The sequence below is a fragment of the Agrobacterium sp. rho-8.1 genome, assembly GCF_033957725.1.
Taxonomy (GTDB): domain Bacteria; phylum Pseudomonadota; class Alphaproteobacteria; order Rhizobiales; family Rhizobiaceae; genus Agrobacterium.
In genome coordinates this window covers 2,918,022-2,944,701 of the sequence record NZ_CP192788.1, presented here as the reverse complement: position 1 = coordinate 2,944,701, position 26,680 = coordinate 2,918,022, and the positions used below count along the sequence as shown (strand labels likewise).

The 26,680-nt window shown below is 58.2% G+C and carries 21 protein-coding genes; 13 read left to right on the top strand and 8 right to left on the bottom strand.

The features are described from left to right. Positions 1 to 13: 13 nt before the first annotated feature. The 12 genes from chvI (at position 14) to trxA (ending at position 17,565) form a co-directional block, all read left to right on the top strand. A complete protein-coding gene (gene chvI / locus RMR21_RS14315) occupies positions 14 to 739 on the top strand; it encodes a two-component system response regulator ChvI (RefSeq protein WP_108722659.1) in 726 nt (241 codons plus the stop codon). Positions 740 to 803: 64 nt separating this feature from the next. Further along, on the top strand, positions 804 to 2,579 hold the full coding sequence (locus RMR21_RS14310) for a sensor histidine kinase (RefSeq protein WP_498670181.1): 1,776 nt from the start codon (positions 804 to 806) through the stop codon (positions 2,577 to 2,579). Next, positions 2,569 to 3,033, top strand: coding sequence for an HPr kinase/phosphorylase (locus RMR21_RS14305; RefSeq protein ID WP_498668637.1), 465 nt, complete (start codon positions 2,569 to 2,571; stop codon positions 3,031 to 3,033). The genes RMR21_RS14310 and RMR21_RS14305 overlap by 11 nt, the downstream gene beginning before the upstream one ends. Positions 3,034 to 3,158: 125 nt before the next feature. Further along, positions 3,159 to 3,560, top strand: coding sequence for a PTS sugar transporter subunit IIA (locus tag RMR21_RS14300; protein ID WP_045231065.1), 402 nt, complete (start codon positions 3,159 to 3,161; stop codon positions 3,558 to 3,560). A gap of 15 nt (positions 3,561 to 3,575) precedes the next feature. Beyond that, the gene (locus RMR21_RS14295) at positions 3,576 to 3,851 is read left to right on the top strand and encodes an HPr family phosphocarrier protein (RefSeq protein WP_498668636.1); all 276 of its coding nucleotides are present in this window, start codon (positions 3,576 to 3,578) and stop codon (positions 3,849 to 3,851) included. A gap of 129 nt (positions 3,852 to 3,980) precedes the next feature. After that, the gene (ahcY, locus tag RMR21_RS14290; RefSeq protein WP_498668635.1) at positions 3,981 to 5,381 is read left to right on the top strand and encodes an adenosylhomocysteinase; all 1,401 of its coding nucleotides are present in this window, start codon (positions 3,981 to 3,983) and stop codon (positions 5,379 to 5,381) included. A 352-nt stretch (positions 5,382 to 5,733) separates the two neighbouring features. Then, positions 5,734 to 8,169 carry a sensor histidine kinase gene (locus tag RMR21_RS14285; RefSeq protein ID WP_498670180.1) on the top strand — a complete coding sequence of 812 codons (2,436 nt, stop codon included), beginning with the start codon at positions 5,734 to 5,736 and terminating at the stop codon, positions 8,167 to 8,169. Further along, positions 8,166 to 9,674 carry a tRNA (adenosine(37)-N6)-threonylcarbamoyltransferase complex ATPase subunit type 1 TsaE gene (gene tsaE, locus RMR21_RS14280; RefSeq protein WP_498668634.1) on the top strand — a complete coding sequence of 503 codons (1,509 nt, stop codon included), beginning with the start codon at positions 8,166 to 8,168 and terminating at the stop codon, positions 9,672 to 9,674. The genes RMR21_RS14285 and tsaE overlap by 4 nt, the downstream gene beginning before the upstream one ends. A 14-nt stretch (positions 9,675 to 9,688) precedes the next feature. Beyond that, positions 9,689 to 10,420 carry a nucleotidyltransferase family protein gene (locus RMR21_RS14275; protein ID WP_498668633.1) on the top strand — a complete coding sequence of 244 codons (732 nt, stop codon included), beginning with the start codon at positions 9,689 to 9,691 and terminating at the stop codon, positions 10,418 to 10,420. A 9-nt stretch (positions 10,421 to 10,429) separates the two neighbouring features. Next, the gene (addB, locus tag RMR21_RS14270; protein WP_498668632.1) at positions 10,430 to 13,609 is read left to right on the top strand and encodes a double-strand break repair protein AddB; all 3,180 of its coding nucleotides are present in this window, start codon (positions 10,430 to 10,432) and stop codon (positions 13,607 to 13,609) included. Continuing rightward, the gene (gene addA / locus RMR21_RS14265) at positions 13,599 to 17,168 is read left to right on the top strand and encodes a double-strand break repair helicase AddA (protein WP_498668631.1); all 3,570 of its coding nucleotides are present in this window, start codon (positions 13,599 to 13,601) and stop codon (positions 17,166 to 17,168) included. Before addB ends, addA begins: the two co-directional genes overlap by 11 nt. A gap of 76 nt (positions 17,169 to 17,244) precedes the next feature. Continuing rightward, a complete protein-coding gene (gene trxA / locus RMR21_RS14260) occupies positions 17,245 to 17,565 on the top strand; it encodes a thioredoxin (RefSeq protein WP_498668630.1) in 321 nt (106 codons plus the stop codon). 61 nt (positions 17,566 to 17,626) lie between these two features. On the opposite strand, the gene RMR21_RS14255 is transcribed toward trxA, so the two are convergent. From RMR21_RS14255 to RMR21_RS14220, 8 genes are all read right to left on the bottom strand, one after another. Continuing rightward, positions 17,627 to 18,970, bottom strand: coding sequence for a bifunctional folylpolyglutamate synthase/dihydrofolate synthase (locus RMR21_RS14255; RefSeq protein ID WP_498670179.1), 1,344 nt, complete (start codon positions 18,968 to 18,970; stop codon positions 17,627 to 17,629). A 37-nt stretch (positions 18,971 to 19,007) separates the two neighbouring features. After that, a complete protein-coding gene (accD, locus tag RMR21_RS14250; RefSeq protein ID WP_498668629.1) occupies positions 19,008 to 19,901 on the bottom strand; it encodes an acetyl-CoA carboxylase, carboxyltransferase subunit beta in 894 nt (297 codons plus the stop codon). Between the two features lie 38 nt (positions 19,902 to 19,939). Continuing rightward, complete coding sequence (trpA, locus tag RMR21_RS14245; RefSeq protein WP_498668628.1) at positions 19,940 to 20,779, bottom strand: tryptophan synthase subunit alpha; 840 nt, start codon at positions 20,777 to 20,779, stop codon at positions 19,940 to 19,942. A 2-nt stretch (positions 20,780 to 20,781) separates the two neighbouring features. Continuing rightward, positions 20,782 to 22,002: a tryptophan synthase subunit beta gene (gene trpB / locus RMR21_RS14240; protein WP_498668626.1), complete on the bottom strand. Its 1,221-nt coding sequence runs from the start codon at positions 22,000 to 22,002 to the stop codon at positions 20,782 to 20,784. Positions 22,003 to 22,013: 11 nt separating this feature from the next. Then, positions 22,014 to 22,661 carry a phosphoribosylanthranilate isomerase gene (locus tag RMR21_RS14235; RefSeq protein ID WP_498668625.1) on the bottom strand — a complete coding sequence of 216 codons (648 nt, stop codon included), beginning with the start codon at positions 22,659 to 22,661 and terminating at the stop codon, positions 22,014 to 22,016. A gap of 103 nt (positions 22,662 to 22,764) precedes the next feature. Then, a complete protein-coding gene (locus RMR21_RS14230; protein WP_498668624.1) occupies positions 22,765 to 23,532 on the bottom strand; it encodes a M48 family metallopeptidase in 768 nt (255 codons plus the stop codon). A gap of 45 nt (positions 23,533 to 23,577) precedes the next feature. Next, entirely contained in the window at positions 23,578 to 24,813 is a 1,236-nt protein-coding gene (locus tag RMR21_RS14225) for a polyhydroxyalkanoate depolymerase (protein WP_498668623.1), read from the bottom strand. 133 nt (positions 24,814 to 24,946) lie between these two features. Then, complete coding sequence (locus RMR21_RS14220; protein ID WP_498668622.1) at positions 24,947 to 25,789, bottom strand: fumarylacetoacetate hydrolase family protein; 843 nt, start codon at positions 25,787 to 25,789, stop codon at positions 24,947 to 24,949. Positions 25,790 to 25,989: 200 nt separating this feature from the next. Between RMR21_RS14220 and RMR21_RS14215 the strand changes: the two genes are divergently transcribed. Then, positions 25,990 to 26,592 (top strand): nitroreductase family protein, encoded by a 603-nt coding sequence (locus RMR21_RS14215; RefSeq protein ID WP_498668621.1) that lies wholly within the window; start codon positions 25,990 to 25,992, stop codon positions 26,590 to 26,592. The last annotated feature ends 88 nt before the right edge of the window (positions 26,593 to 26,680 follow it).

Sequence of the window (26,680 nt, the reverse complement as noted above, 5' to 3'; positions counted from 1 at the left end):
GGAGACCAATTTTATGCAGACTATTGCGCTTGTGGACGATGACCGAAATATTTTGACGTCCGTTTCGATTGCGCTCGAAGCGGAAGGATACAAGGTCGAGACGTACACCGACGGCGCTTCCGCTCTGGATGGATTGATCGCACGCCCACCGCAACTCGCGATCTTCGACATCAAGATGCCGCGCATGGATGGCATGGAACTGTTGCGGCGTCTGCGTCAGAAGTCGGATCTGCCGGTGATTTTTCTCACCTCCAAGGACGAGGAAATCGATGAGCTTTTCGGCCTCAAGATGGGCGCCGACGATTTCATCACCAAGCCGTTCTCCCAGCGTCTTCTGGTGGAGCGCGTCAAGGCGATCCTTCGCCGTGCCAGCAGCCGCGACGCCGCCGTACCGGGTGCGAGCCCGCTGAAGCCCACCGCAGACCAGCAGGCCCGCACGCTGGAGCGTGGCCAGCTTGCCATGGACCAGGAACGCCACACCTGCACCTGGAAGGGCGAGCCTGTGACATTGACGGTCACCGAATTCCTCATCCTGCATTCGCTGGCGCAGCGCCCCGGCGTGGTCAAAAGCCGTGATGCCTTGATGGACGCCGCCTATGACGAGCAGGTCTATGTGGATGACCGCACCATCGACAGCCATATCAAGCGCCTTCGCAAGAAGTTCAAACTCGTCGATAACGACTTCGACATGATTGAAACACTCTACGGCGTAGGATATCGCTTCCGCGAAGCAGCCTGAGATAAGGCATGCATGGAATAACGCCGCGATATAGCGGCGCTGAGGGACGACGTTGCTGAACAAAATGCAGGACAGCGTATCGGATCATACCGATGCCGACGACCGTGAGAGCGGTCGACGGCATCGTATTCATCCGCTGACGATCGTCCGACGCATTTTCGGCAATGCCGTCTTTTCCAGCCTGACGCGGCGCATTCTGTTTTTCAACGTTGCGGCGACCGTCGTGCTTGTCGGTGGTATTCTCTACCTCAACCAGTTCCGCGAAGGACTGATCGATGCGCGCGTCGAAAGCCTGCTGACACAGGGCGAAATCATCGCGGGCGCGATCTCGGCATCCGCTTCAGTCGATACCAATTCTATCACCATCAATCCTGAAAAGCTGCTGGAGTTGCAGGCGGGTCAGAGCATCACGCCCGTCCCCAATGACGAAGACCTGTCCTTCCCGATCAATCCCGAGCGCGTTGCGCCGGTGCTGCGCAGACTGATCTCGCCCACAAGAACCCGCGCCCGACTGTTCGACGCGGATGCGAACATACTGCTGGATTCGCGTCATCTGTATTCGCGCGGTCAGGTCCTGCGCTATGACCTTCCGCCGGTCACGCCTGAAACGCAGACGTGGGGCGATTGGGTCGCCAGCATCTTCAACCGTATGCTTCAACCCAGCAGTCTGCCGCTCTACAAGGAAACGCCCGGTGGCGATGGCTCGATTTACCCCGAAGTGATGAATGCGCTGACCGGCGTGCGTGGCGCCGTCGTTCGTGTCACCGAAAAGGGCGAACTGATCGTTTCCGTCGCGGTGCCCGTCCAACGCTTCCGCGCGGTGCTGGGTGTGTTGCTCCTGTCAACGCAAGCCGGTGATATCGACAAGATCGTCCATGCCGAGCGCCTCGCGATCATGCGCGTTTTCGGTATCGCGACCCTTGTCAATATCGTGCTTTCGCTTCTGCTGTCGTCCACCATTGCAACACCTTTACGCCGCCTGTCCGCTGCCGCCATCCGTGTGCGGCGCGGCGCAAAGGCACGCGAGGAAATTCCTGATTTCTCTGCTCGTCAGGATGAAATCGGCAATCTCTCCATTGCCCTCCGTGAAATGACCAATGCGCTCTACGACCGGATCGATGCCATCGAAAGTTTTGCAGCCGATGTCAGCCACGAGCTGAAAAACCCGCTGACATCGCTGCGCAGCGCTGTCGAGACATTGCCACGCGCCAAGACCGAGGAATCCAAGCAGCGGCTGACTGAAATCATTTTCCATGATGTGCGCCGTCTTGACCGTTTGATCAGCGACATCTCCGACGCCTCGCGTCTGGATGCGGAACTGGCGCGCGTCGATGCCTCGCCTGTCGATCTGGACGTCGTGCTCGGCAATCTGGTGGAAATATCCCGGCAGATCAGCGCCAAGAAAAAGAGCGTCACCATCGATTTCGTGGTCGATCACAAGCCCGGCACCAAGACCAGCTACATCGTCAATGGCCATGATCTGCGGATCGGCCAGATCATCACCAACCTCATCGAGAATGCGCGTTCCTTCGTGTCGCAGGATGGCGGGCGGATCGTCGTGCATCTTCTACGCCAGAAGGATCGTTGCATCGTGCGTGTCGAGGACAATGGGCCCGGCATTCAGGCTGAGGACATCGACCGCATTTTCGAGCGTTTCTACACCGACCGTCCCGCCAGCGAAGGTTTTGGCCAGAATTCGGGTCTTGGCCTGTCCATCAGCCGCCAGATCGCCGAGGCCCATGGCGGCACACTGAAGGCGGACAATATTCTCGACAAATACGGCGTGATTTCCGGTGCACGTTTCAGCCTGTCGCTTCCTGCCGCCCATCATGAGCGTTGATCCTCCCAATCTTCACGCAACGGCCATCGTCATCGGCAAGACCGGATTGTTGTTCGTTGGACCCTCGGGCAGCGGCAAAAGCGAAATGGCCTTCAGCTTCATCACGGAAGCACAGCGCTGCGGCTTGGAGACGGCCCTGGTGGCCGATGATCAGGTGCTTGTGACCTGCACTGGCGGGACGGTGATCGCCAACCGTCCTGACGCCATCGCCGGGCTTTTGGAACTGCGCGGCAGCGGGATCATATCGCTGAAAAGCGTCGCGTCCGCCGAAATGCATTGTGCGATCACGTCGATGTCGTCGCCGGAGAGCCCTCGCCTGCCACCTGAAAACGAGAGGTTTGAGTTGGGTCGAAGCGCATCGCTGCCGCTCCTGCGCATTCCGCGTGACAGCATCACCCCCTATGGAAAATTTGCTGCACTTGCTCAGAATCTTTTCATAACCAAGGCAATGTGAACGGAAATCGGGCAATTTGGGGCTTGCGCTTCGTCTTTTCCTCATCAAGATGTGGCCCCACCGATAGACATGATTGCGGCATTGCGATAGTCGGCAATCAGAATGCGTGTGCAAGGGAGCGTTTCATGATCGGACTGGTGCTTGTCACTCATGGCAAGCTGGCTGAGGAGTTCCGCCACGCCGTAGAGCATGTGGTCGGGCCTCAGAAATTGATCGAGACGGTGTGTATCGGTCCCGAAGATGACATGGACCAGCGTCGGCAGGATATTATCGACGCCGTGACGCGCGCCAATGACGGCAATGGCGTCATCATCCTGACCGATATGTTTGGTGGAACACCGTCCAATCTGGCGATCTCAGTCATGAACAGCGGCAATGTCGAAGTCATTGCCGGCGTCAATCTGCCCATGCTCATCAAACTGGCGGGTATCCGCGTCGAAGATAACATGGAGAAGGCCTTGCAGGAGGCCTCAGATGCTGGCAGAAAATATATCAATGTCGCCAGCCGCGTTCTCAGCGGCAAATAAGAAGAAGATCGCTGGATGTCGTCTCTTTCGCGGGAATTGCTGATCGTCAACAAGCGTGGCCTCCACGCCCGCGCCTCCGCGAAATTCGTACAGATGGTCGATGGTTTCGATGCGGCCATTACCGTGTCCAAGGATGGCATGACCGTTGGCGGTACATCGATCATGGGCCTGATGATGCTGGCGGCGAGCCCCGGCTGCACCGTTCTGGTCGAGGCCAGCGGAAATCAGGCCGAAGAGGCCCTTGCAGCGCTCGAAACACTGGTCGCCGACCGCTTCGGTGAAGAAATCTGATAACCACGTCATATAAAGACATAAAGACTTCTTTATATCCTTATTGCCAGATTGCCCCTGGCCTGCTACACCGCAACCTGAATTTTCAGGCAGCGGCTGGCCCCTGCCATCTTGGAGCAGGAGACACATATGAGTGCCGACAAAGATTACATCGTAGCTGACATCAACCTTGCCGATTACGGTCGCAAAGAACTGGACATTGCCGAAACAGAAATGCCCGGCCTGATGTCCTGCCGTGAAGAGTTTGGTCAGACCAAGCCTTTGAAGGGTGCGCGGATCTCCGGTTCGCTGCACATGACCATCCAGACAGCTGTTCTCATCGAGACGCTGAAGGAACTAGGCGCCGACATTCGCTGGGCGTCCTGCAACATTTTCTCCACACAGGACCACGCAGCGGCAGCCATCGCCGCCAGCGGCATTCCCGTTTTTGCCGTCAAGGGTGAAAGCCTGACGGAATACTGGGAATACACCGACAAGATCTTCCAGTGGGCAGATGGCGGCGTTTCCAACATGATCCTCGATGATGGCGGCGATGCCACCATGTACATCCTGCTCGGCGCACGTGCTGAAGCTGGCGAAGACATTTTGTCCAAGCCCGATTCCGAAGAAGAAGAAATCCTGCTTGCCCAGATCAAGAAGCGCCTTGCCGCTTCCCCAGGCTGGTTCACCAAGCAGCGCGATGCCATCAAGGGCGTCACCGAAGAAACAACGACAGGCGTTCATCGCCTCTACGATCTCAGCAAGAAGGGCCTGCTGCCCTTCCCTGCCATCAACGTCAATGACAGCGTCACCAAGTCGAAGTTCGACAACAAGTATGGCTGCAAGGAATCGCTGGTCGACGGCATCCGCCGCGCAACTGACGTGATGATGGCCGGCAAGGTCGCCGTTGTCTGCGGCTATGGCGATGTGGGCAAGGGTTCCGCTGCTTCGTTGCAGGGCGCTGGTGCTCGCGTCAAGGTCACGGAAATCGACCCGATCTGCGCCCTTCAGGCGGCTATGGACGGTTTTGAAGTCGTTCGTCTGGAAGACGTCGTTGCGTCCGCTGACATCTTCATCACCACGACCGGCAACAAGGACGTCATCCGCATCGAGCACATGCGCGAGATGAAGGATATGGCCATCGTCGGCAATATCGGCCACTTCGACAACGAAATTCAGGTTGCGGCTCTCAAGAACCTGAAGTGGACGAACATCAAGCCACAGGTCGACATGATCGAGTTTGCCAAGGGCAACCGTATGATCCTTCTGTCGGAAGGTCGCCTGCTCAACCTCGGCAACGCGACGGGACACCCATCCTTCGTCATGTCCGCCTCCTTCACCAACCAGGTGCTAGGCCAGATCGAGCTCTTCACCAAGCAGGGCGAGTACAAGAACGACGTCTACGTTCTGCCGAAACACCTCGATGAGAAGGTCGCGCGCCTGCATCTTGAGAAGCTGGGCGTGAAGTTGACAGAACTTTCTGAGCTTCAGGCAGATTATATCGGCGTGTCCAAGACGGGTCCGTTTAAGGCTGAACACTACAGATATTGATTTTATGGTTAATATCCACATTTAATACACTAGATATGGTTATGGCGGGCTTGACAAAGCTCGCCATTTCTTTTTGGCCCCTCCCTTTCCGGGGGTTTCCGAAGGCGGTATTGTGACAAGACTTGATTCGTGCGCGGGCATGGCGCGCGGAAATGGGATGTCTTGTCGAGAATGCGGCACATAGGACGGAGACAGACCGGGGATGACGGTGGAAAATTCAGTCTCGCAAAAGCGAGCCAACGATGATGTCGCGCCAGACAATGGCGACGCACCTGCGCGAAAACGCTGGCTGACCTCTGTCACAGGGGCGACAGCGCGTATCCGTGCCAAGGCGGTGGCTTTTAAGGCGTTGATGTCTGGAACAGCATTGAGCGGTTTTGCGGTCACGGCACATGCCCAGCAAAACTCCGTTCTGCAAAGAGGCGAACGCTTGTTCTCCTCGTCGGAAACCATCACTTATTCCCTGTTTATCGGCGTCGTCTCGGCAACTCTGTTTTCCATCGTCTGGCTCGTTCGCCAGCGCGGCAATATCGAGGCCGAAACCAGCGAGTACCGCACGGCACTCGCGGAAGCCAATGCCAAGATTTCCAAATATGAAGCGCTGATCGCTGATAAATCCCGTCGCATCGTCATCTGGGAGAGCGCTGGCGAACGCCCTGAATTCATCGGGCAACTGCCGCCTGAAACCGGCGTTCCCTCTGCCGATCAGGATTTTCTCGCCTTCGGTCGCTGGCTTCGCCCGACCTCTGCCGGTCCGCTTGAAAAAGCCATCGAGAAATTGCGCAGCCACGCGCAGAGTTTCGATCTCACCATCGAGACGCAGCGCGGCGAAGTCATCGAGGTTCAGGGGCGCGTCTCCGGCGGCAAGGCGTTTGCGCGCTTCGTGGCCCTCAACAATCTGCGTGCCGAGCTTGCGGAATTGAAGATCGAGCGCGAAGGCCTGGTCTCGTCCATTTCGACATTCCAGGAGTTGCTCGATAGCATCGAGCAGCCGGTCTGGCGTCGCAACTCCGATGGTGCCCTGACGTGGGTCAACCACGCCTATGCGCAGAGTGTGGATGCCCGAACGCCCGAACAGGCAGTCACCGAGCAATGCGAATTGCTGAACACGGTTACGCGCCAGAAAATCCGTGCGAGCGCGACCCCCGAATCGCCCTACCACGACCGGATTTCCACCGTGGTTTCCGGCAACAGAACCTTTTTCGATGTGGTCGATCTCAAGACGCCGGGCGGTTCCGCCGGCATGGCCATCGATGCCACCGAAGCCGAGACTGTGCGTGAAGAGCTGAAGCGGACGTTGAAGAGCCACGCCGAGACGCTGGATCATCTGGCAACGCCGGTCGCGATCTTCGACGGTCAGCAGCGCCTGCAATTCTACAATCAGGCCTTCGTCACCCTCTGGGGCCTCGATCTGGTTCTTCTGGAATCCAAGCCCGACAATTCCGAACTGTTCGATCGCCTGCGCTCCGATGGCAAGCTGCCCGAACAGCTTAGCTGGAAAAGCTGGAAGGAAACCGCGCTTTCCGTCTACCGCTCGCTCGATACAAAGACCGATCTATGGCACCTGCCCAATGGACAGACGCTACGCGTGATAGCAACCGCGCATCCGCAGGGCGGCGCGACATGGGTCTTCGAAAACCTGACCGAACAGGTCGATCTGCAGATGCGCTACAACACGCTGGTCAAGGTTCAGGGCGAAACCATCGACCATCTGGCCGAAGGCGTTGCCGTTTTCGGTGCCGATGGACGCATGCGCCTGTCAAACCCGGCATTCCGCGCATTGTGGGGCATCACGGCCGACGAAGCGGAAGCGGGCAAACACATTCGCTCCATCGAAGAGGTCTGCGCGCAGTCCTACGACAAGCCGGATGGCTGGCGCGCGTTTAGCCAATTCATCACCAGTTTCGATGATGAGCGCCTGTCGAAACAGGGTACGCTGGAGCTGCTATCGGGCCTCGTGCTGGACTATGCGATCATTCCTTTACCGGATTCGCAGACGATGCTGACCTTCGTCAATATGACCGACAGCGTGCGTGCAGAACGCGCCCTCAAGGAAAAGAACGAAGCCCTGCGCAAGGCCGACGAGTTGAAGAACGACTTCGTCCAGCACGTGTCCTATGAACTGCGCTCGCCCCTGACCAACATCATCGGCTTTACCGATCTGTTGAAAACACCGGGGATCGGTGAGCTCAGCGAACGGCAGGCCGAATATCTCGACCATATCTCGACGTCCTCATCGGTTCTGCTGACGATCGTCAACGACATTCTGGATCTGGCAACGGTGGATGCCGGCATCATGCATTTGAACTACACCGAAAACGATCTCACAGACCTGCTGGATGACGTCTCCACCCATATTGCCGACCGTTTGCAGGAAAGCAGCGTCTCGCTCGAAATCGTGGCTCCCGCCCATCTCGGCGCCATTGTTGCCGACCATCAGCGTCTCAAGCAAATCCTCATCAAGCTTTTAACCAACGCCGCCAATTTCGCGCCGGAGGGATCGGCCATCACGCTGACCTGCCAGCGCAGCGAAGGCGACTTCGTCTTTTCTGTTGCCGACCGTGGACCGGGCATTCCCAAGGACATGCTGAAAACCGTTTTCGATCGCTTCTCGACGCGTGGCAATGGCGGTCGCCGCACCGGCGCCGGTCTTGGCCTGTCGATCGTCGAAAGCTTCGTCAGCCTCCACAACGGCAATGTCACCATCGATAGCCGTCCCGGTGAGGGCACGGTCGTCAGTTGCCGCATTCCATCCGGCTCGCATCCGCATTCCATCGCCGCCGAATGACCGAGACGGTTTTGCCTCTTTCCATAAGCCTTGCCGATGAAGCTGAGACGATCCGACTTGGCGAGGCGCTGGCGCTCACCGTCAAACCCGGCGATTGCGTAGCGCTGATCGGGGATCTCGGTGCCGGTAAATCCACACTCGCCCGCTCCCTGATCAGGGCTGTGGCTGGCGATGCCTTTCTTGAGGTCCCCAGCCCGACCTTCACCATCGTCCAGTCCTACGATCTTCGTATCCCCGTCGCCCATCTCGATCTCTATCGTCTCTCAGACGTGTCGGAACTGGACGAACTGGGCATCGACGAGATGTTGTCGGATGGCGTATGCCTGATCGAGTGGCCCGAAATGGCCGCGAGCGAACTGCCTGATGACAGCACCATCACCCTGCGCCTCACCCATCATGGTGACGGACGCATGGCAACCATCGACGCGCCCCACCGGCTGAGAGCCAGGCTGGGCCGCGTGCTTTCCATCGGCGATTTTCTGAAGCGCAACGGTAGAGAGAACGCCGTCAGGCACTATTTCAGCGGTGACGCCGCCTATCGCACATACGAGCTGATCAGTGACGACGATAGCCAATGCCTGCTGATGGACTGGCAACCGCCACCCAGAGGTCCGGTGATCCAGAATGGCAAGACGTACGCCGAGATCGTCCACCTCGCTCGCGACGTGAAACCCTTCGTCGCCATCGACAGTTTCCTGTCGCAGAAAGGGTTTTCGGTCCCCGCCATTCTCGCCCAGGATTTGGAACAGGGTATTCTGCTGCTGGAAGATATCGGCCGTGATGGCGTTCTGGACGCCGACGGCGATCCGATTGCGGAGCGTTATCTGGAAAGCGTCGCTTGCCTTGCAGCAATGCATGAGGCCCCTGCCCCCGGCAATATCGCTCTTCCCGATGGCACAATCTATCAAGTGCCGTCCTTCGACGCTGATGCGATGAAGATCGAGACGTCCCTGCTGCTAGACTGGTATGTCCCCCATATCCGTGGCGAGGAGATCAGTAGCGGTGAAAAACAAAGCTTCTTTGCGGTTTGGGACCAGTTGATCGAAACGCTTGGCGATGCGGAAACCGGTCTTCTCTTGCGCGATTTCCATTCGCCCAACATCATCTGGCAATCGCAAAAAACCGGCACCAACCAAGTCGGGATCATCGATTTTCAGGATGCGATGATCGGCCCGAAAGCCTATGATCTGGCTTCCATCGTTCAGGATGCGCGGGTGACGATTTCGCCTGAGCTACAGGCGCGGTTGATGGAGCACTATCTCGACATCAGGCGTAAAAACCGTGATTTCGATGAGGCCGCCTTCCTGAAAGCATTCGCCATCATGGCCGCACAGCGCAATTGCAAGCTCGTTGGCATCTGGGTTCGCTTGATGAAGCGCGATGGCAAGCCGCATTACATGACACACATGCCGCGCACCTTTTCCTACCTGCGCTCGGCACTGGAACACCCTGATCTCGCACCCTTGAACGACTGGTTCAGGAATGCGAGCATCGACATTCACTAACAGCAAAGTTTCCCATGACGATCAAACAAGCGATGGTGCTGGCAGCAGGTCTCGGCACGAGAATGCGCCCGATTACCGATACGATACCCAAACCTCTCGTCGGTATCGCGGGACGCTCGATGATCGATTATATCCTCGATCTTCTCGTTGCGGCGGGCGTGGAAACCATCGCCATCAATGTCCACCATCATGCAGATCAGATGATCGCCCATCTTCAATCGCGGGATGACATCAATATTCTGATTTCGGATGAGCGTGAGCAACTGATGAATTCCGGCGGCGGTCTTGCCAAGGGCTTGAAACTTCTGGAACCCGGCCCCGTCATCGTCATGAATGCCGACCTGTTCTGGATCGGCGAAACACCCGGCGAAACCACCAACCTGCAAAAGCTCGCGGCATTTTTCGACCCCGACACCATGGATATGGCGCTGCTTTGTGTCGATATGGACCGGACCACCGGCCATAATGGCAAGAAGGATTTCAACCTTGCTGACGACGGTCGTCTGACGCGATACAAGGACGGTGAGCCGCGACCGGTGGTGTATGCGGGTGCCATCGCGATGGATTCGCGGCTGCTGGACGACGCGCCTGCCGATGCTTTCAATCTCAACATCTATTTCGACCGCGCCATCGCCGGGAAACGGCTTTTTGGCGTGTCGCTTACCGGTCAGTGGATTACCGTCGGCACGCCGGATGCTATAGAGGATGCGGAACGAACCATCGCAGCCTTAGCAACCGACAAGTGAGATGACCCATTGGCGCATGCCAAGCGTATTCTAACCATCGCTCCCGGAACGCCGTTTCTCAGAACACTGGCGGCGGGCCTGTGTGATGGCAGTCTGACATCAGGCTTTCGTTATAATGCCGCCGATCCGCTGTCGCTGGCCAAGGTCACCATCTATGTCCCGACCCGCCGTTCCGCCCGCGTGCTGCGCTCCGAATTCGTGGATCTGCTGGGCGGGCAATCCGCCATTCTGCCGATTATCCGGCCCCTTGGCGAAACCGACGAAGATAGCGGCTTCTTCGACGTCGAGACGCCTGCCACCATCGATCTCGCACCGCCGATTTCCAGCACCGCACGGCTGGTCGAGCTGGCCCGTCTCATCCTCGCCTGGCGCAACAGTCTACCCGATGCGATCCGCGCCGTGCATTCCGATTCGCCGCTGGTTGCCCCCGCAAGCCCAGCCGATGCCATCTGGCTTGCGCGCTCGCTGGGCGAAGTCATCGATGACATGGACACCGAAGATCGGGATTGGGATGCGCTCTCCAGCCTCGACACCGCCGACCATGCCCAATGGTGGCAACTGACCGCAGACTTCCTGAAGATCGCCAGCGTTTTCTGGCCATCGCGGCTGGAAGAGCTCAATAAGTCGTCGGCTGGCCGACACCGCAACGCCATCTTGCGGGCGGAAGCCGAGCGCCTCACAAAGATCGGCTCCGATGACCCGATTATCGTTGCCGGTTCCACTGGCTCCATTCCCGCTGCTGCGGACCTGATTGCATCGGTCGCATCCCTGCCGCAGGGCACCGTCGTTCTGCCCGGTCTGGATGTCGAAATGCCGGAGGAACAGTGGCAGACCATCAACGAGAGCCCCGACGACCCGTCCAGTCGTACGCATTCGCAATATGGCCTGTTCGTTCTCCTCAAAAAGCTGGGCGTGTTGCGCAATGAGGTCGTGCAGATAGGGGCATTGGATGCCGATCTGCAAAACCGCGCCGCGATCTTTTCCACAGCCCTTGCACCCGCCAAGGCCACCAGCGAATGGAATGAGTGGCGCTCGGAAAAAAGCGAGGCCTTTTTCGATGACGCCTTCGCATCGGCATCCATCATCGAAGCAGCCAATGAGCGCGAAGAGGCAACGTCCATCGCCATTGCCCTGCGCCTTGCGCTCGAAAAACCGGGCATAGGCGGTGGCCAATCGCAGGCCGCGCTGATCACGCCGGACCGTGGCCTGGCGCGCCGCGTCGCAACCGAGCTTGCCCGCTTCGGCATCGAAGCCGACGATTCCGCCGGTACGCCGCTCTCTGCCACGCCGCAGGCGGGCGTTGTGATGCTGGCACTCGAGACGATTTTGCGCCCCGGCGACCCCGTTGCGGTCATGTCCCTGCTGAAACATCCCTTGACACGCTTCGGCCTTGGCGACGTGGCGGTCGGTCAAGCCGTCGCCGGTCTCGAACTTCTTGCCCTTCGCGGCGGGCGAACGGAAACGACGCTCGACACGCTGGAAGCCCTGCTGCAACGGCAGCTCTCTCTTCACATCGATGACCGGCATCCGCCGCAATGGCGCAAGTCGCTGGCCGAGGGCACCGACCTTGCCGCAGCCGATCTGGCAGGTCGCATCAGGACAGCCATCAATCCGCTGGATGCTGCTTTCGTGCGTAAAGACCCTGTCAGTGGCCGGCTAACCGCACGTTTGACGCTCGCCGACTGGGCCGAGCGCACGGGCCGGGTGATCGAAGCGATCTGCATCGATGAGAAGGGCGATCTGGCAAATCTCTGGTCCCACGAGGCGGGGGAGAAACTGTCCGGTCTTTTGGCCGAACTCATGGACTGCGGCAGCGTTCTAGAGGCTGACGGGCCGCAATGGATCGACATCATGACGGCCTTGATTGCCGGGGAATCGATCAAGCCACGCGCCATGCGCCATCCGCGCGTCTTTATTTTCGGTGCACTGGAGGCGCGTCTTCAAAGCGTCGATACCGTCATCATCGGCGGTTTGAACGAAGGCATATGGCCGGGCCAGACGGCCAATAATCCGTTCCTGTCGCGCAACATGAAAACTGCCATCGGTCTAGAGCCGCCGGAGCGCCGCATCGGTCAGCTGGCGCATGATTTCGAGATGGCAAATGGCACACGGCAGATTTTTTATAGCCGTGCTTTGCGACAAGGTTCCACGCCGGCCGTTGCGTCGCGCTGGCTGCAACGGCTTCTGGCGCTGGGCGGCGAAGAGTTTGCCGAAACATTGAAGGCGCGTGGCACCGTTTACCGCCATTGGGCCACCATGCTGGATGAAGGCGAAAGCCAGCCATCCGCCAAGCGCCCGTCCCCGACACCGCCTGCCGATCTACAGCCAAAATCCTATTCCTTCAGCGAAGTCGGCAGACTGCGGCGCGACCCCTATTCCATCTATGCGCGACGCATTCTCAAACTCGATCCGCTGGATGAGTTCAATCGCGATCCGGGTGCTGCCGATCGCGGCACACTCTACCACCGCATCATGGAACATTACTCCCGTGAAGAGCATGTCCCTGGCACGCCTGCTGCCGAAGAGGCCATGTTTCGTGTGCTGCATGCCTGTTTCGATGCGGAAAACCTACCGCCGCATATCGATGTTGTCTGGCGACCCCGCTTCGAGGCGGTGGCGCGAGAGTTTCTTCTATGGGAAAAAGACCGTCGTGCACTGGTCAAACGCAGCCACATCGAAGCAAGGGCGGGACAGGAAATTCCGGAAGCGGGCATTCGCCTGACCGGCGTTGCCGACCGGATCGACATCAAGACATCTGGCAAGGCCGATATCATCGATTACAAGACCGGGCTTTCGCCGTCCGTCAAACAGGCACGCTCGCTGCTAGACCCGCAATTGGCGCTGGAGGCCGCTGCCCTGATGCGCGGTGCCTTCCGGGATGCTGGCTCTCCGACACCGGAAGATCTGATCTATGTGCGCCTGCGGCCCGGTCAGCGTTTCGACACCGATACGATCAACAACGAACACGCCAAGGCAACGGCCAAAACCACGCCGAAATCGGCGGTAGAGCTGGCAACTGATTCCATCGACCAGCTCGCCAACTTCGTCATTTCGCTGCGCGAAGGCAAAAACGGCTTCGTCTCGCGGCTGATCCCTGAAGAGCAGCAGGCCTATGGCGGCGAGTACGATCACCTTGCCCGCGTCTCTGAATGGTCGACCGCAGAACCGGGAGATGGCGATGCTGAATGAAACAATCGACCACGGCCCCGGCCAGGACGATCCGAAAAGCTGGATCGACTGGACCAGCGCGCAACAGACCCGCGCTTCGGACCCCACCAGCTCCGCATGGGTGTCGGCCAATGCCGGTTCCGGCAAGACCCACGTTCTGACGCAGCGGGTCATTCGCCTGCTTCTGGCCGGTTGCCGCCCATCCGCCATTCTCTGCCTGACCTATACCAAGGCGGCGGCATCGGAAATGTCGAGCCGTGTCTTCGACCGTCTCGCCGATTGGGCCACGCTGTCCAATGCCGACTTGAGCAATCGCATCACTGCCATCGAAGGCCGCGTGCCTGATCTCATCAAGCTGAAAGAAGCGCGGCGACTGTTTGCAAAGGCGCTGGAAACACCGGGTGGCCTGAAAATTCAGACCATTCACGCCTTCTGCGAAGCGCTGCTGCACCAGTTCCCCCTGGAAGCCAATGTCGCGGGGCATTTCTCGGTTCTGGATGACCGGGCAGCGGCCACCCTTCTGGCAGAAGCACGCCGCACCCTTCTGACCGCCGTGTCCATGGAAGAGGATCAGCCGCTCGCGCAGGCGCTGGCCTATGTGCTCGATATCGCCGACGAAACCGGGCTGGAAGCTCTGCTCGGCGCCATCGTTTCCAACCGCAATGCGATCAGCGGTTTTCTCGAACAGGCACGCAAAAACGGCGGCATCGATACAACACTTCGTATGCGCGCAGGCATTGGCGCGCGAGAGACGGAAGAAACGGCAGCGGCGGCCTATTGGCCCCTGCCCGGCCTTTCCGGCCTGTCGATGGACACCTACCTGACCCTCGCGGACGAAATCGGCGGGTCCCGCGTCATCGATGTCGCCTATGCCCTTCGCGAAGCCGCCCGCGCAACCGATGTTTTCAAACGGGTCGAGTTCATCGAGGCAGCGCTTTTGACCTCGCAAGGCGCGCCCAAATCCGATGCTTACGTCATCAACAAGGCCATGCAAAAATCAGCGCCTGATCTGCTGGACGATCTGATAGCAGCGCGCGCCCATGTGGTGGCCTGCCGGGATCGCTACCGCACGATCCGCATGCTGGAGGCGACCAGACATGCGCTGACACTGGCCGAACGGCTGATCGGTGATTTCGAGGATCTGAAGAAGCAGCGCAGTCAGCTGGATTTCGAAGATCTGATCGAACGTGCAGCCACCCTGCTCAACCGCGATACGGCGGGTGCCTGGGTACATTACAAGCTGGATCAGGGTATCGATCACATTCTGGTCGATGAGGCGCAGGACACGAGCCCGGTGCAATGGTCGATCATTCAGTCGCTGGCTGCCGATTTCTTCCATGGTGAGACGGCGCGCATGGGCCAGCGCACGGTGTTTGCCGTGGGTGACGAGAAACAGTCGATCTATTCGTTTCAGGGCGCGCGACCCGAGCGCTTTTCGCAGGAAAGCCGGGAAACACAACGGCGCGTCACGGCGGTAGAACAAACATTCCATTCCGTGCGCCTGCCCCTTTCATTTCGTTCTACGGACGATGTTCTCGCCGCCGTCGATCAGGTCTTTTCCCTGCCAGAGCATGCCGAGGGTCTGAGCGCCGAGAAGGAACCCGTCGAACATCGCTCCAACCGCCAAGGCCAAGCCGGCACCGTCGAGCTTTGGGATATGATTGCCGCAGAGCCGGTGGAAAACGAGGAAGACTGGACCGCCCCCTTCGATGCGCTGCGAGAAAGCGCGCCACCCGCCATCGTTGCGCGCCGCATCGCTGCGCGCATTGCCGAGATGATCGGTAAGGAAACCGTGGTCGAAAAAGGCGTGGAACGCACCATCGAGGCGGGCGACATTCTCGTTCTGGTTCGCAAGCGCCATGCCTTCGTCAATGCGCTGACACGCGAGTTGAAACAGCGCAAGAACATTCCCGTCGCCGGTGCCGATCGCTTGCGCCTGACCGACCATATTGCCATTCAGGATCTGCTGGCGCTGGCCCGCTTCGTACTCTTGCCGGAAGACGACCTTTCCCTGGCGGCACTGCTGAAAAGCCCGCTGTTCAACCATTCCGAAGACGACGTCTTCGACATCGCCGCCAAACGTCCGCCTGATACGAGTGTCTGGCAGTATCTGAAGACGGTCTCGGTTCTGGAAGAAGGCCGTCATTTCGCAGCCTCCGTGGCGCTGCTGTCGCGTTTTCTCATCCTGTCGAAAACGCAGACGATCCATGACTTCTTCGCCGCCGTGCTCACCTTGCATGAAGGCCGTGCCAAGTTTCTCGGGCGTCTTGGCAACGAAGCGAGCGACGTCATGGACGAATTTCTGTCGTTTGCACTCGACCATGAAAAGACCGGCCTTCCCGGCCTGCAATCCTTCATTTCGGTGATGGAAACCGACGCGCCTGAGATCAAGCGCGAGCAGGACAAGGAGCGCGGCGAAGTCCGCATCATGACCGTACACGCTTCCAAGGGTCTCGAAGCGCCGGTTGTTTTTCTGGTCGATGGCGGCTCCAAAGCCTTCATTCACAGTCACCTGCCGAAATTGCGCTTTATCGAGACCGACAAGGTATCGCTGCCCATCTGGCTGCCCATCTGGCTGCCCGGCAAGGGCTTTGACAATGCGCTGGTGTCCAAGGATGAAGACCGCCTCAAGCTTTCAGCCGAGCAGGAATATCGCCGCCTTCTGTATGTGGCGATGACACGCGCCGCCGATCATCTGATCGTTTGCGGTTATCGCGGCCCCCGGGAGAACCTGGACTGCTGGCATGCGATGATTGCGCGCTCGCTGGCAGCAGATGAAAACCGCTGCAAACGGCAAGCGTTTTCCGCAGGCAGCGAGGAATGGGACGGTCTTTTGTGGCATTCCACCCCGCGAGACGCAAAAGCCATTACCCAGACCGAGCCTCCTCCCGCTCCGGTGCGAGAGGTGTTGCCACCATCGCTGATGCAACCCTTGCCGCCGCCACCCATCCTGCCGCGCCCGCTTAGCCCGTCCGGTGCCGGAACCATCATCGATGACGGTTCGGAAGATTTGCTCGTTACATCTCCGCTTTTTGCCAAGCAGGAAGTGTCATCCGGTCTTGCCCTGCAACGGGGACGCCTGGTGCACCGCATGCTTCAAACCTTGCCGGAATATCCGATCGGCCAGCGCGAAGAAGCGGCTCGCCGTTACGCGGAACGCGCAGCACGCTTCTGGCCCGACAACGAGCGTGAAAAGCTCATTCGCTCGACGCTGGCTGTGCTGTCGGAGCCTGCGCTTCAGTCCGCTTTCTCTGCCAACAGTCGTGCGGAAATCTCGATCATGGGAACCCTGCGCCTTGGCAATAAGGACTTTGCCGTATCCGGCCGCATCGACAGGCTGGCGGTAGAAGAAGACAGAGTTATTCTGGTCGACTACAAGACCAACCGCGTACCGCCCGTCAAGGACGCCGACATACCTCTCGCGCATAGAGCCCAGCTTGCCATCTACAAAAGCATTCTGGAGCCGCTTTATCCCGATAAGATCTTTATATGCGCGCTGGTCTACACTGAAAACGCCTCATTCGTGACGCTGAGTGACGATGCGCTGTCCGCTGCCCTTGCTGCAATCGAGACAAAGTGAGATACCGGACATTGAAAAAGCCTGCCACCGGCATCACATTCTAATCAACCAAGAGACACCGAAAGGAGAGCCATCCATGGCTACCGTGAAAGTCGATACGTCCAATTTCCAGGCCGAAGTTCTTGATTCTGCCGAACCCGTCGTCGTTGATTTCTGGGCTGAATGGTGCGGACCGTGCAAGATGATTGCCCCGAGCCTCGAAGAAATCGCCACCGAGCTTGCAGGTAAGGTGAAGGTCGTCAAGCTCAACATCGATGAGAACCCGGAACTGGCAGCACAGTTCGGTGTCCGCTCGATCCCGACGCTGGCCATGTTCAAGGGTGGCGAAGTCGCAGACATCAAGGTTGGTGCAGCGCCGAAGACAGCGCTCGCAGCCTGGATTTCCAGCGCCGCTTGATCTGGTACGCAGAGAAGAACGAAAAGCCTCGGAGCGATCCGGGGCTTTTTCTTTTGATGGGCTACTTCGGCACTGTGCCGTTCAAAGCCAGCGCATTACCCGCCAGATATAGCGAACCACCAATCAATATGCGTGGCGCAGGTTGTCCGGGCAAAAGTCGCTTCGACAACTCTTCCAGCGCTTCTTCAATGGATGATGTCGGGGCTGCCACCAGCCCGGCGTCGAAGACCGCATGGGCCAGCACCACCGGATCGATTGCAGCATCCGTCCCGTGGATCGGCACCGTAAACACATATTGGGCGATATCGGCGAAGGCCTTGAAATAGCCGACCTGATCCTTGGTGTTGATCATGCCCGCGATGAGAAACAGCGGGCGGGCCTGCTTCTCCTCAAAACCGGCCATGGCCTCTGCAATCACCTCGCCAGCACCGGGGTTGTGACCACCATCGATCCATATTTCAGAGCCAAAAGGCGCAAGATCGACAATATGCCCGGTTTTGATGCGTTGCAGGCGGCCCGGCCACTCGACCGTCGCCATCGCCATTTCGATCATCTTGTCCGATATCTCGAAACCCGCAGCCTTGACGGCGCGGATGGCGGCAGCGGCGTTTGCAAGCTGGTGTCGGCCGGGAAGACGTGGCAGCGTGGCATCCACCAGGCTGAATTCATCCTGATAGACCATGCGCCCAAACTCCTCGTGGGCGGAATAATCCTGCCCATAGACCGCGGTTGGACATTTCAATCGTTCCGCCGTCTGGACCAGAACATCGAGCGCTGCATCATATTCCTGGTGACCGATGACGACGGGTGATCCCGTTTTCATGATCCCGGCTTTTTCAGCTGCGATCAGTTCGACACTGTCACCGAGATAGGCCTGATGATCGAGCGAGATCGGCATGACCACCGAGACGGCGGGACTGGCGATCACATTGGTCGCATCGAAACGACCGCCTAGACCGACTTCGATGATCGCAGCATCGGCAGGCTGTTCGGCAAAAAGAACGAAAGTCACGGCTGTGAGGATTTCAAAGACGGTGATCATCTGGCCGTCATTGGCCTTGGCGACACGCTCGAGCGCGTCTGCCAGAACCGCGTCCTCGACATAGCGTCCCTTTTCACCACGGCGACCGAGGCGGTAGCGCTCGTACCAATTGACCAGATGCGGAGAGGTGTGGACGTGAACGGCAAGGCCTGCGGCTTCGAGAAGCGCACGGCTGAAGGCTGTCAAAGAGCCTTTGCCGTTGGTGCCAGCGACATGAATGACCGGCGGCAATCTCTTGTGAGGATTGCCGAGCTTTTCCAGGAGAATGGTGATCCTGTCGAGCGACAAATCGAAGCCTTTGGGGTGTAACCCCAAAAGCTTCTCGATGATCCGCTCTGCCTCGCTCTGGGCGGGCGTCGTCATATCCGTCATCGGCTCCTCCGGAGCCCAGCGACTGGCGTCAGGCCGAAGCTGCCAGGGGCAGGACTTCGCTCGACGTCTCGGCTGGCGCCTTCGTCATGATCTTCAACAGGCTTGCGAGCGTATCGACAATTTCGCGCCGATCCACGACCATATCGACCATGCCGTGATCCAGCAGATATTCCGATGTCTGGAAGCCTTCAGGCAGTTTTTCGCGGATTGTCTGCTCGATTACGCGCTTGCCGGCAAAGCAGATTTCAGCACCGGGTTCGGCAATGTGGACGTCACCCAGCATAGCGTAGGAAGCGGTGACACCACCTGTGGTCGGGTTGGTGAGCACGACGATGTAAGGCATGCCCGCTTCCTTGAGCATGTTGACCACGACAGTGGTGCGTGGCAGCTGCATCAAAGAGAGAATGCCTTCCTGCATGCGCGCGCCACCGGAGGCCGGGAACATGACCACCGGGCAACGCTCGGAAATGGCGCGCTCGAAAGCTTTGACGATGGCTTCACCAGCAGCAATGCCAAGCGAACCACCCATAAACTGGAACTCGTGCACGATGGCGACGATCTTCAAGCCCTTGAGCTTGCCGACGCCAGCCAGGATCGTGTCTTCCTGCTCGGTCTTCACACGGCTGTCGCGCAGACGGTCCGCATATTTCTTGGAATCGCGGAATTTCAGCGGGTCTTGGGCGACCTTCGGCTGAACCAGCGCTTCATAGACGCCGCCGTCGAAAAGATCCTCAAGCCGTGCCTTGGCTGGCATCTTCATGTGAAAGCCGGAAGCGGGTATGACCCACTTGTTTTCTTCCAGGTCCTTGTGAAAAACCATCTCACCCGTTTCGGGGCATTTGATCCAAAGATTTTCCGGCGTCTCGCGGCGGCCAAGCATGGAGTTGATCCGAGGCCGTACGTAGTTGGTGATCCAATTCACGTCTAATACTCCTGACTATCTGCGCTGGACCGATAGGGTTATTCGGCAGCCGCAAGGCGTGATGCACGCACACCTGTTGAAAGTCCCTTTACCAGCGTTGTGACAGAAGGAACAGTATCATTGGTCGCCCGACCGTCCTTGGTCAGGCTTCCGGCAATCTGATTGACGATCACCGAACCCACCACGACGCCATCGGCCACAGCACCGATTGCGCGGGCATGATCGGCTGTCTTCACGCCAAAGCCGACGCAGACCGGAAGTCCGGTGTGTGACTTGATGCGACCGACCGCACTCGAAATGGTCGAGGGATCTGGCAGGGCCGAACCGGTGATGCCGTTCATCGAGACGTAATAAACGAAGCCCGAGGTATTTTTGAGAACCGCAGGCAGACGCTTATCATCCGTGGTGGGCGTTGCGAGACGGATGAAATTGATGCCACGGGCAAGCGCGGGTACGCAAAGTTCGTCATCCATCTCGGGCGGCAGATCGACGACGATCAAACCGTCGATACCGGCTTCGATCGCATCATCGAGAAACTTTTCGACACCATAGATATAGATGGGGTTGTAGTAGCCCATCAGGACGATCGGGGTATCGTTGTCACCCTTGCGGAATTCGCGCGAAAGAGACAGCGTCGTCTTCAACGTCTGTCCACCCTTCAAGGCACGCTGCGCTGCCATCTGAATGGCCGGGCCATCCGCCATAGGGTCGGAAAACGGCATCCCGAGTTCGATCACGTCGGCACCGGCTTCCGGCAGCGATTTCATGATCCCGAGCGACGTATCGAAATCCGGGTCGCCACCCATGAAATAGGTGATCAGAGCGGGGCGGTTTTCAGCGCGCAGATCAGCAAAGCGCTTGTCCATACGTGCAGTCATGATTACGCACCCATTTCCAGAAGTTTCGCTACGGTGAAGATGTCCTTGTCGCCACGGCCGCACAGGTTCATGACGATGATCTGATCCTTGTCCATCTTGGGCGCGCGCTTGACGACTTCCGCAAGTGCATGGGCCGGTTCAAGCGCTGGAATGATGCCTTCGGTGCGTGTCAGCAACTGGAATGCTTCCAGAGCTTCGGTGTCCTTGATCGGCACATATTCGACGCGGCCCGTATCTTTCAGCCATGAATGCTCTGGGCCGATGCCGGGATAATCGAGACCAGCGGAGATCGAATGACCTTCCTTGATCTGGCCGTCACCGTCCTGCAGCAGATAGGTGCGGTTGCCATGCAGCACGCCGGGCGAACCTGCCGTCAATGATGCGCAATGCTCTTCGCCTTCAAGACCCTTGCCGCCCGCTTCGACGCCAATGATTCTGACACTCGAATCATCCAGAAACGGGTGGAACAGGCCGATGGCGTTTGAGCCGCCGCCAACAGCCGCGATCAGCATATCGGGCAGACGCCCCTCAGCCTTCATCATCTGCTCGCGCGTTTCACGACCGATAATCGACTGGAAATCGCGAACCATTTCTGGGTATGGATGCGGACCGGCGGCGGTGCCGATCATGTAGTAGGTGTCATCGACATTGGTGACCCAATCCCGCAGCGCTTCGTTCATGGCATCTTTCAGCGTGCCGTGACCTGATGTCACCGGAATGACCTCGGCGCCCAGCAACTTCATGCGAAAAACGTTCGGCGCCTGGCGTTCCACATCCGTCGCGCCCATGTACACGACGCAAGGAATCCCGAAACGGGCGGCAACGGTTGCCGAGGCAACGCCATGCTGGCCTGCGCCGGTTTCAGCGATGATGCGGGTCTTGCCCATGCGCTTGGCAAGCAGGATCTGGCCGAGGCAATTGTTGATCTTGTGCGAGCCGGTATGGTTCAGTTCATCACGCTTGAAGTAGATTTTTGCGCCACCCAACTCCTGCGTCAAACGTTCCGCAAAATAGAGTGGGCTCGGACGGCCGGTGTAATGGGTGTTAAGATGGGAAAGCTCCGCCTGGAACTCCGGATCGGTCTTGGCCTTGTTCCACTCGGCCTGAAGGTCGAGGATCAGCGGCATCAGCGTTTCGGCAACGAAGCGGCCTCCGTAGATACCGAAGCGACCGTCCTCATCGGGACCGGCGCGGAAAGAGTTGGGTTTCACCGTTTCGTTCACTCTCAAACTCCCTACGACCTTGCCGATCGTACCGCATCGAAAAATGCGTCGATCATGGCCAAATCCTTGACGCCCGGTGCGCTTTCCACACCGGAAGATGTATCTATTCCCAAAGCGCCGGTTTCGTCCAAGGCCTCGGCAACATTGTCTTTGTTCAATCCCCCGGAAAGCATGTAATCCACACTCTCGTCAAGAGTACGCAGCAAGGTCCAGTCGAAGGAAACGCCGTTACCGCCCGGAAGATCGGAACCCACCGGTGGCTTGGCATCGAACAGGAACTTGTCTGCTATTCCTATATAGGGATCAATTTTGGCAAGATCAGCGGCGTCGCGGATGGAAAATGCCTTTATGACAGGCAATCCGTAGAGAGCTTTGACGCTAAGAACCCTCTCTGGTGTCTCATGCCCGTGCAGCTGCAGCATATCAGGCTTCAAGAGATGGATGATTTCGTCCAGATCGTCATTGTCGGCATCCACCGTGACGGCGACGATCTTGACGCTGCCGCGGACTGCATCCGCCAAATGACCGGCAATATCAGGCTCTATATTGCGCGGGCTTTTTTCAAAGAAGATGAAGCCGATATGGCTCGCACCGCGTCGCACGGCGCGCTCGATGGCCTCAGCCGACTTCAATCCGCAAATCTTGATATCCGGTTTCATGGCTTCGGAGGTGCCATGAAATAACGGTGGAGTCGAGGCAAATCGAAGAGAAGTCTTATAGAGACAAATGTTTCACGTGAATCCAAACCGGTTTCGAAACGCACTACTCGAAATCGATGGCGTGCAGTTGCGAACCGTTGCGCTTTAACCATGCCTTGGAGGTTTCCGTTGCGGGGCAGAGTTTTTCGCACAAAGCCCAGAATTTCGGGCCGTGGTTCATTTCCCGCAAATGGGCGACCTCATGGGCGGCGAGATAGTCGATGACACTGTCCGGCGCCATGACGATACGCCACGAGAAACTCAAATTGCCTTCATGAGAGCACGAGCCCCAGCGGCTGCGGGTGTCCTTCATGGAAATCGAGCGCGCCGGTTTACCGACAGCTTTGGCATGGAGGGCGACCAGCCTCTCCAGATCGGCCCTCGCCTCTTTCTTCAAAAATGTTGCGATGCGTCGACCGAGATGTTCTGGCAGACCGCTGACCTTCAGCACCGGCTCTCCTTCTGCATGTTTGACGATATGCGTGACGCCACGCAATGTGCCGGTATGTTCAATGCGATGCGGCACACCGCGAATGGTAATCATACCGCCGTTCTCAACGCGTCCATCGTCGGAGAACTTCGACAGACGGGTTTTCAGCCAGCCATTGTGACGATCCAGAAAGTCATCCACGTCGCGGTGGTGGAGACCGTAAGGTATCGTCATTTTCAGCGCCTTGCCACCCGGCTCTATGCGAAGCGTGATGCGGGTCGCGCGCTGATTTTCCTTGATCGTGATGGGCAGGCTGCGGCCACCGACATCCACCATGCGCTGAGATGGTGCAGCCTTGACTGGCGAGGTGGATTTCGGGGACTTTCGGAGAAGCGAAAACATTGCCTTTCATAGCGATTCGCGCCGTAAAAAGCTATTGGGTCAACGTTATGCCGCAGTCTCATGTTTGCGGATGAAATCCAGCATGCGCGGCACGATATCGCGGCGGAAGCGCGAACCGTTGAAGACGCCGTAATGCCCGACATCCGGCTGTAAGTAGTGCTCACGCTTGTCGGCTGGAATGTTCACGCAGAGGTCATGGGCAGCCTTTGTCTGGCCCACGCCGGAAATATCGTCGTTTTCGCCCTCGACGGTGAACAACGCCGTTCGCCGGACCGAGGACGGCTCCACCGCCCTGCCCCGATGCAACATGCTGCCCGTGGGCAAGGCATGTTCGATGAACACGGTTTCGACCGTCTGAAGATAAAATTCGGCCGTCAGGTCCATAACGGCAAGATATTCATCGTAAAACTCACGATGCTTTTCCGTGGAATCGCCATCGTTCTTAACAAGGTTCATGTAGAAATCCTTGTGTGCGGTCATGTGTTTGTCGAGGTTCATCGACATGAAGCCGGTGAGTTGCAGGAAACCGGGATAGACCGCGCGGCCGAAACCTGGCTGTGGCCAGGGCACATGCATGACGACGTTATCCCTGAACCACTCGATTGGCTTGCCCTTGGCCATCTCGTTGACCGCCGTGGGATTGATCCGCGTATCGATCGGCCCCCCCATCAGCGTCATGGAGGCGGGCGCACATTTGTCGTCATTCGCTTCCATCAAGGAAACCGCAGCAAGGACAGGGACGGAAGGTTGGCAGACGGCAACGACATGCACGCTTGGCCCAAGGTGATGAAGCATGTCGATCAGGTAGTCTATGTAATCATCGAGATCGAAGCGGCCATCGTCCAGGGCGACGGTGCGCGCGTCGATCCAGTCGGTAATGTAGAGGTCGGCAGACGGCAGCAGTGCCTCGACGGTTCCGCGCAGCAGCGTCGCATAGTGACCGGACATGGGTGCGACCAGCAGGACTTTGGGATCGGCAGCGTGACCGACAGGCAGATCGCGTTTGAAATGCAGCAGATTGCAGAATGGCTGTGCCCAGACGATCTCTTCGCTGACCGCAACGGACTGCCCGTCAACAACGGTGCTCGGCACTTCGAACTGCGGTTTGCCATACCGACGCGTCAGGCGCTCGAAAACCTCGAAACCAGCGTCGAGGCTTCGTCCGAATGCCGTATTGGACAGGGGGTTGACGGGATTGTTAAAGGCCTGTCGCATCATATCGGCGCTGGCCCGCAGCGGCATCATGGCCGCGTGGTTCATTTCGTAAAACTGATAGAACATGGATGAACGCCTCCCGTCGTTTATCGTCGCCTTTCTGTCATGATAGCATCTTTTCGCACATGCACAAAATGCGTAAAGCGCCAGCGGTCTCCCGCCGGCGCTTACAGGTATCGGATCGTAGGATAGATGCCGCTCAGATATCAGCCACGAATGTCTGCTTCTGCGTCCCTAGCCCTTCGATGCCGAGCTCGACAACATCGCCTGCTTTCAGGAACCGCTGCGGCTTCATTCCCAGGCCTACGCCGGGCGGTGTGCCGGTGGAGATGATATCACCGGGATGCAGCGACATGAACTGGCTGAGGTAGGACACGACGTGGGCCACGCCATAGACCATGGTCTTGCTGGAACCGTTCTGCATCATCTCGCCATTGACCTTAAGCCACATTCCGAGATTTTGCGGGTCATCGATTTCATCCTTGGTTACGAGCCATGGACCGACCGGACCGAAAGTGTCGCAGGATTTTCCCTTCGTCCACTGCCCCTGACGCTCGGACTGGAAGGCTCGTTCCGACACATCATGCGACACGCAATAGCCGGCAACGTAGTCCAGCGCGTCTGCCTCGGAAACATATTTGGCCGTCTTGCCGATGACGACGCCGAGTTCGACTTCCCAGTCGGTCTTATTCGAACCACGCGGGATGACCACGTTGTCGTCAGGACCGACGATGGCAGATGTGGCCTTCATGAAGATCACCGGCTCCGATGGCACTTTTGCGCCCGTTTCGGCGGCGTGGTCGGAGAAGTTGAGACCGATGCAGATGAATTTTCCGGTGCCGGAGACGCAGGCGCCGATGCGCTCATCGCTAAGGAGCGGGAGGGTGGAAAGATCGAGAGCTGCTATCTTTTTGAGGCCTTCAGGAGAAATGGCCTCACCGGCAATGTCTTTCACATGCGCCGACAAATCTCGCGCCTTTCCGTCAGCATCGAGGATGGCTGGCTTTTCCTGACCCGGTTGGCCGACACGCAACAATTTCATGACATTTTCTCCCATTGCCTGACAAGTTCATGCATATATGAACGATGTATTTACCCGTGTCACCCCCCCTCTTCCGTGTCTAAAAGCATGGCTTTTCGGATTGTAGGACGCATTTTCCGCGTTGGGGGTGTATGACGTTTCTCAAGCGCCCGACGTCAGCGCCCGTCCACCATAACGTCGAACATTGTCGAGGAGATGATATGACTTACAGCAATTCACGCCAGTCCGAGTACCCGGTCGATCCGATATTTCTGGATCGCTGGTCGCCACGCGCGTTCGACGGAAAGGGAATGCCGAGGGAGCATCTGCTAACCATTCTTGACGCGGCGCATTGGGCACCGTCTTCGTCCAATCAGCAGCCCTGGCGTTTCGTCTTTGCTCATAACGGCACCGAAAACTGGGAGACATTCGTCAGCCTGCTGATGGAAGGCAATCAGCGCTGGGCGAAAAACGCCGCGGTTCTGCTTTTCGTTCTATCCCGCGACCATACGATTTCGCGTGACGGAGAAAAGAAACCCGCAACGACCCACTCCTTTGATGCCGGTGCCGCCTGGCTGTCGCTTGCCATGCAGTCGCATATGCTCGGCTACCATGCCCATGGCATGGCGGGGATCTTCAAGGACAAGATTGTCGAGACCCTCGGCATTCCCGAAGGCTTCGTCGTGGAGGCCGGTGTTGCTATCGGTACGATGGCCGATAAATCGAGCCTTCCGCCAGAGCTTGCGGAACGGGAAATTCCCAGCACCAGAATGCCACTTTCCGATGTGGCCTTCGAGGGCAAGTTCACCGGCAATCCGGAATAAGGCTCTACTCTGACCTGAGCCATATTGAAACGAAAAGGCCCGACGGAGCATGTCCATCGGGCCTTTTCTTAAGATTGCGTTTCACGTG

Coding starts and splice junctions, on each gene's coding strand:
- chvI (WP_108722659.1), top strand. CDS start 14: ATGCAGACTATTGCGCTTGTGGACGATGACCGAAATATTTTGACGTCC.
- RMR21_RS14310 (WP_498670181.1), top strand. CDS start 804: ATGCAGGACAGCGTATCGGATCATACCGATGCCGACGACCGTGAGAGC.
- RMR21_RS14305 (WP_498668637.1), top strand. CDS start 2,569: ATGAGCGTTGATCCTCCCAATCTTCACGCAACGGCCATCGTCATCGGC.
- RMR21_RS14300 (WP_045231065.1), top strand. CDS start 3,159: ATGATCGGACTGGTGCTTGTCACTCATGGCAAGCTGGCTGAGGAGTTC.
- RMR21_RS14295 (WP_498668636.1), top strand. CDS start 3,576: ATGTCGTCTCTTTCGCGGGAATTGCTGATCGTCAACAAGCGTGGCCTC.
- ahcY (WP_498668635.1), top strand. CDS start 3,981: ATGAGTGCCGACAAAGATTACATCGTAGCTGACATCAACCTTGCCGAT.
- RMR21_RS14285 (WP_498670180.1), top strand. CDS start 5,734: ATGTCTGGAACAGCATTGAGCGGTTTTGCGGTCACGGCACATGCCCAG.
- tsaE (WP_498668634.1), top strand. CDS start 8,166: ATGACCGAGACGGTTTTGCCTCTTTCCATAAGCCTTGCCGATGAAGCT.
- RMR21_RS14275 (WP_498668633.1), top strand. CDS start 9,689: ATGACGATCAAACAAGCGATGGTGCTGGCAGCAGGTCTCGGCACGAGA.
- addA (WP_498668631.1), top strand. CDS start 13,599: ATGCTGAATGAAACAATCGACCACGGCCCCGGCCAGGACGATCCGAAA.
- trxA (WP_498668630.1), top strand. CDS start 17,245: ATGGCTACCGTGAAAGTCGATACGTCCAATTTCCAGGCCGAAGTTCTT.
- RMR21_RS14255 (WP_498670179.1), bottom strand. CDS start 18,970: ATGACGACGCCCGCCCAGAGCGAGGCAGAGCGGATCATCGAGAAGCTT.
- trpA (WP_498668628.1), bottom strand. CDS start 20,779: ATGACTGCACGTATGGACAAGCGCTTTGCTGATCTGCGCGCTGAAAAC.
- RMR21_RS14235 (WP_498668625.1), bottom strand. CDS start 22,661: ATGAAACCGGATATCAAGATTTGCGGATTGAAGTCGGCTGAGGCCATC.
- RMR21_RS14230 (WP_498668624.1), bottom strand. CDS start 23,532: ATGTTTTCGCTTCTCCGAAAGTCCCCGAAATCCACCTCGCCAGTCAAG.
- RMR21_RS14225 (WP_498668623.1), bottom strand. CDS start 24,813: ATGTTCTATCAGTTTTACGAAATGAACCACGCGGCCATGATGCCGCTG.
- RMR21_RS14220 (WP_498668622.1), bottom strand. CDS start 25,789: ATGAAATTGTTGCGTGTCGGCCAACCGGGTCAGGAAAAGCCAGCCATC.
- RMR21_RS14215 (WP_498668621.1), top strand. CDS start 25,990: ATGACTTACAGCAATTCACGCCAGTCCGAGTACCCGGTCGATCCGATA.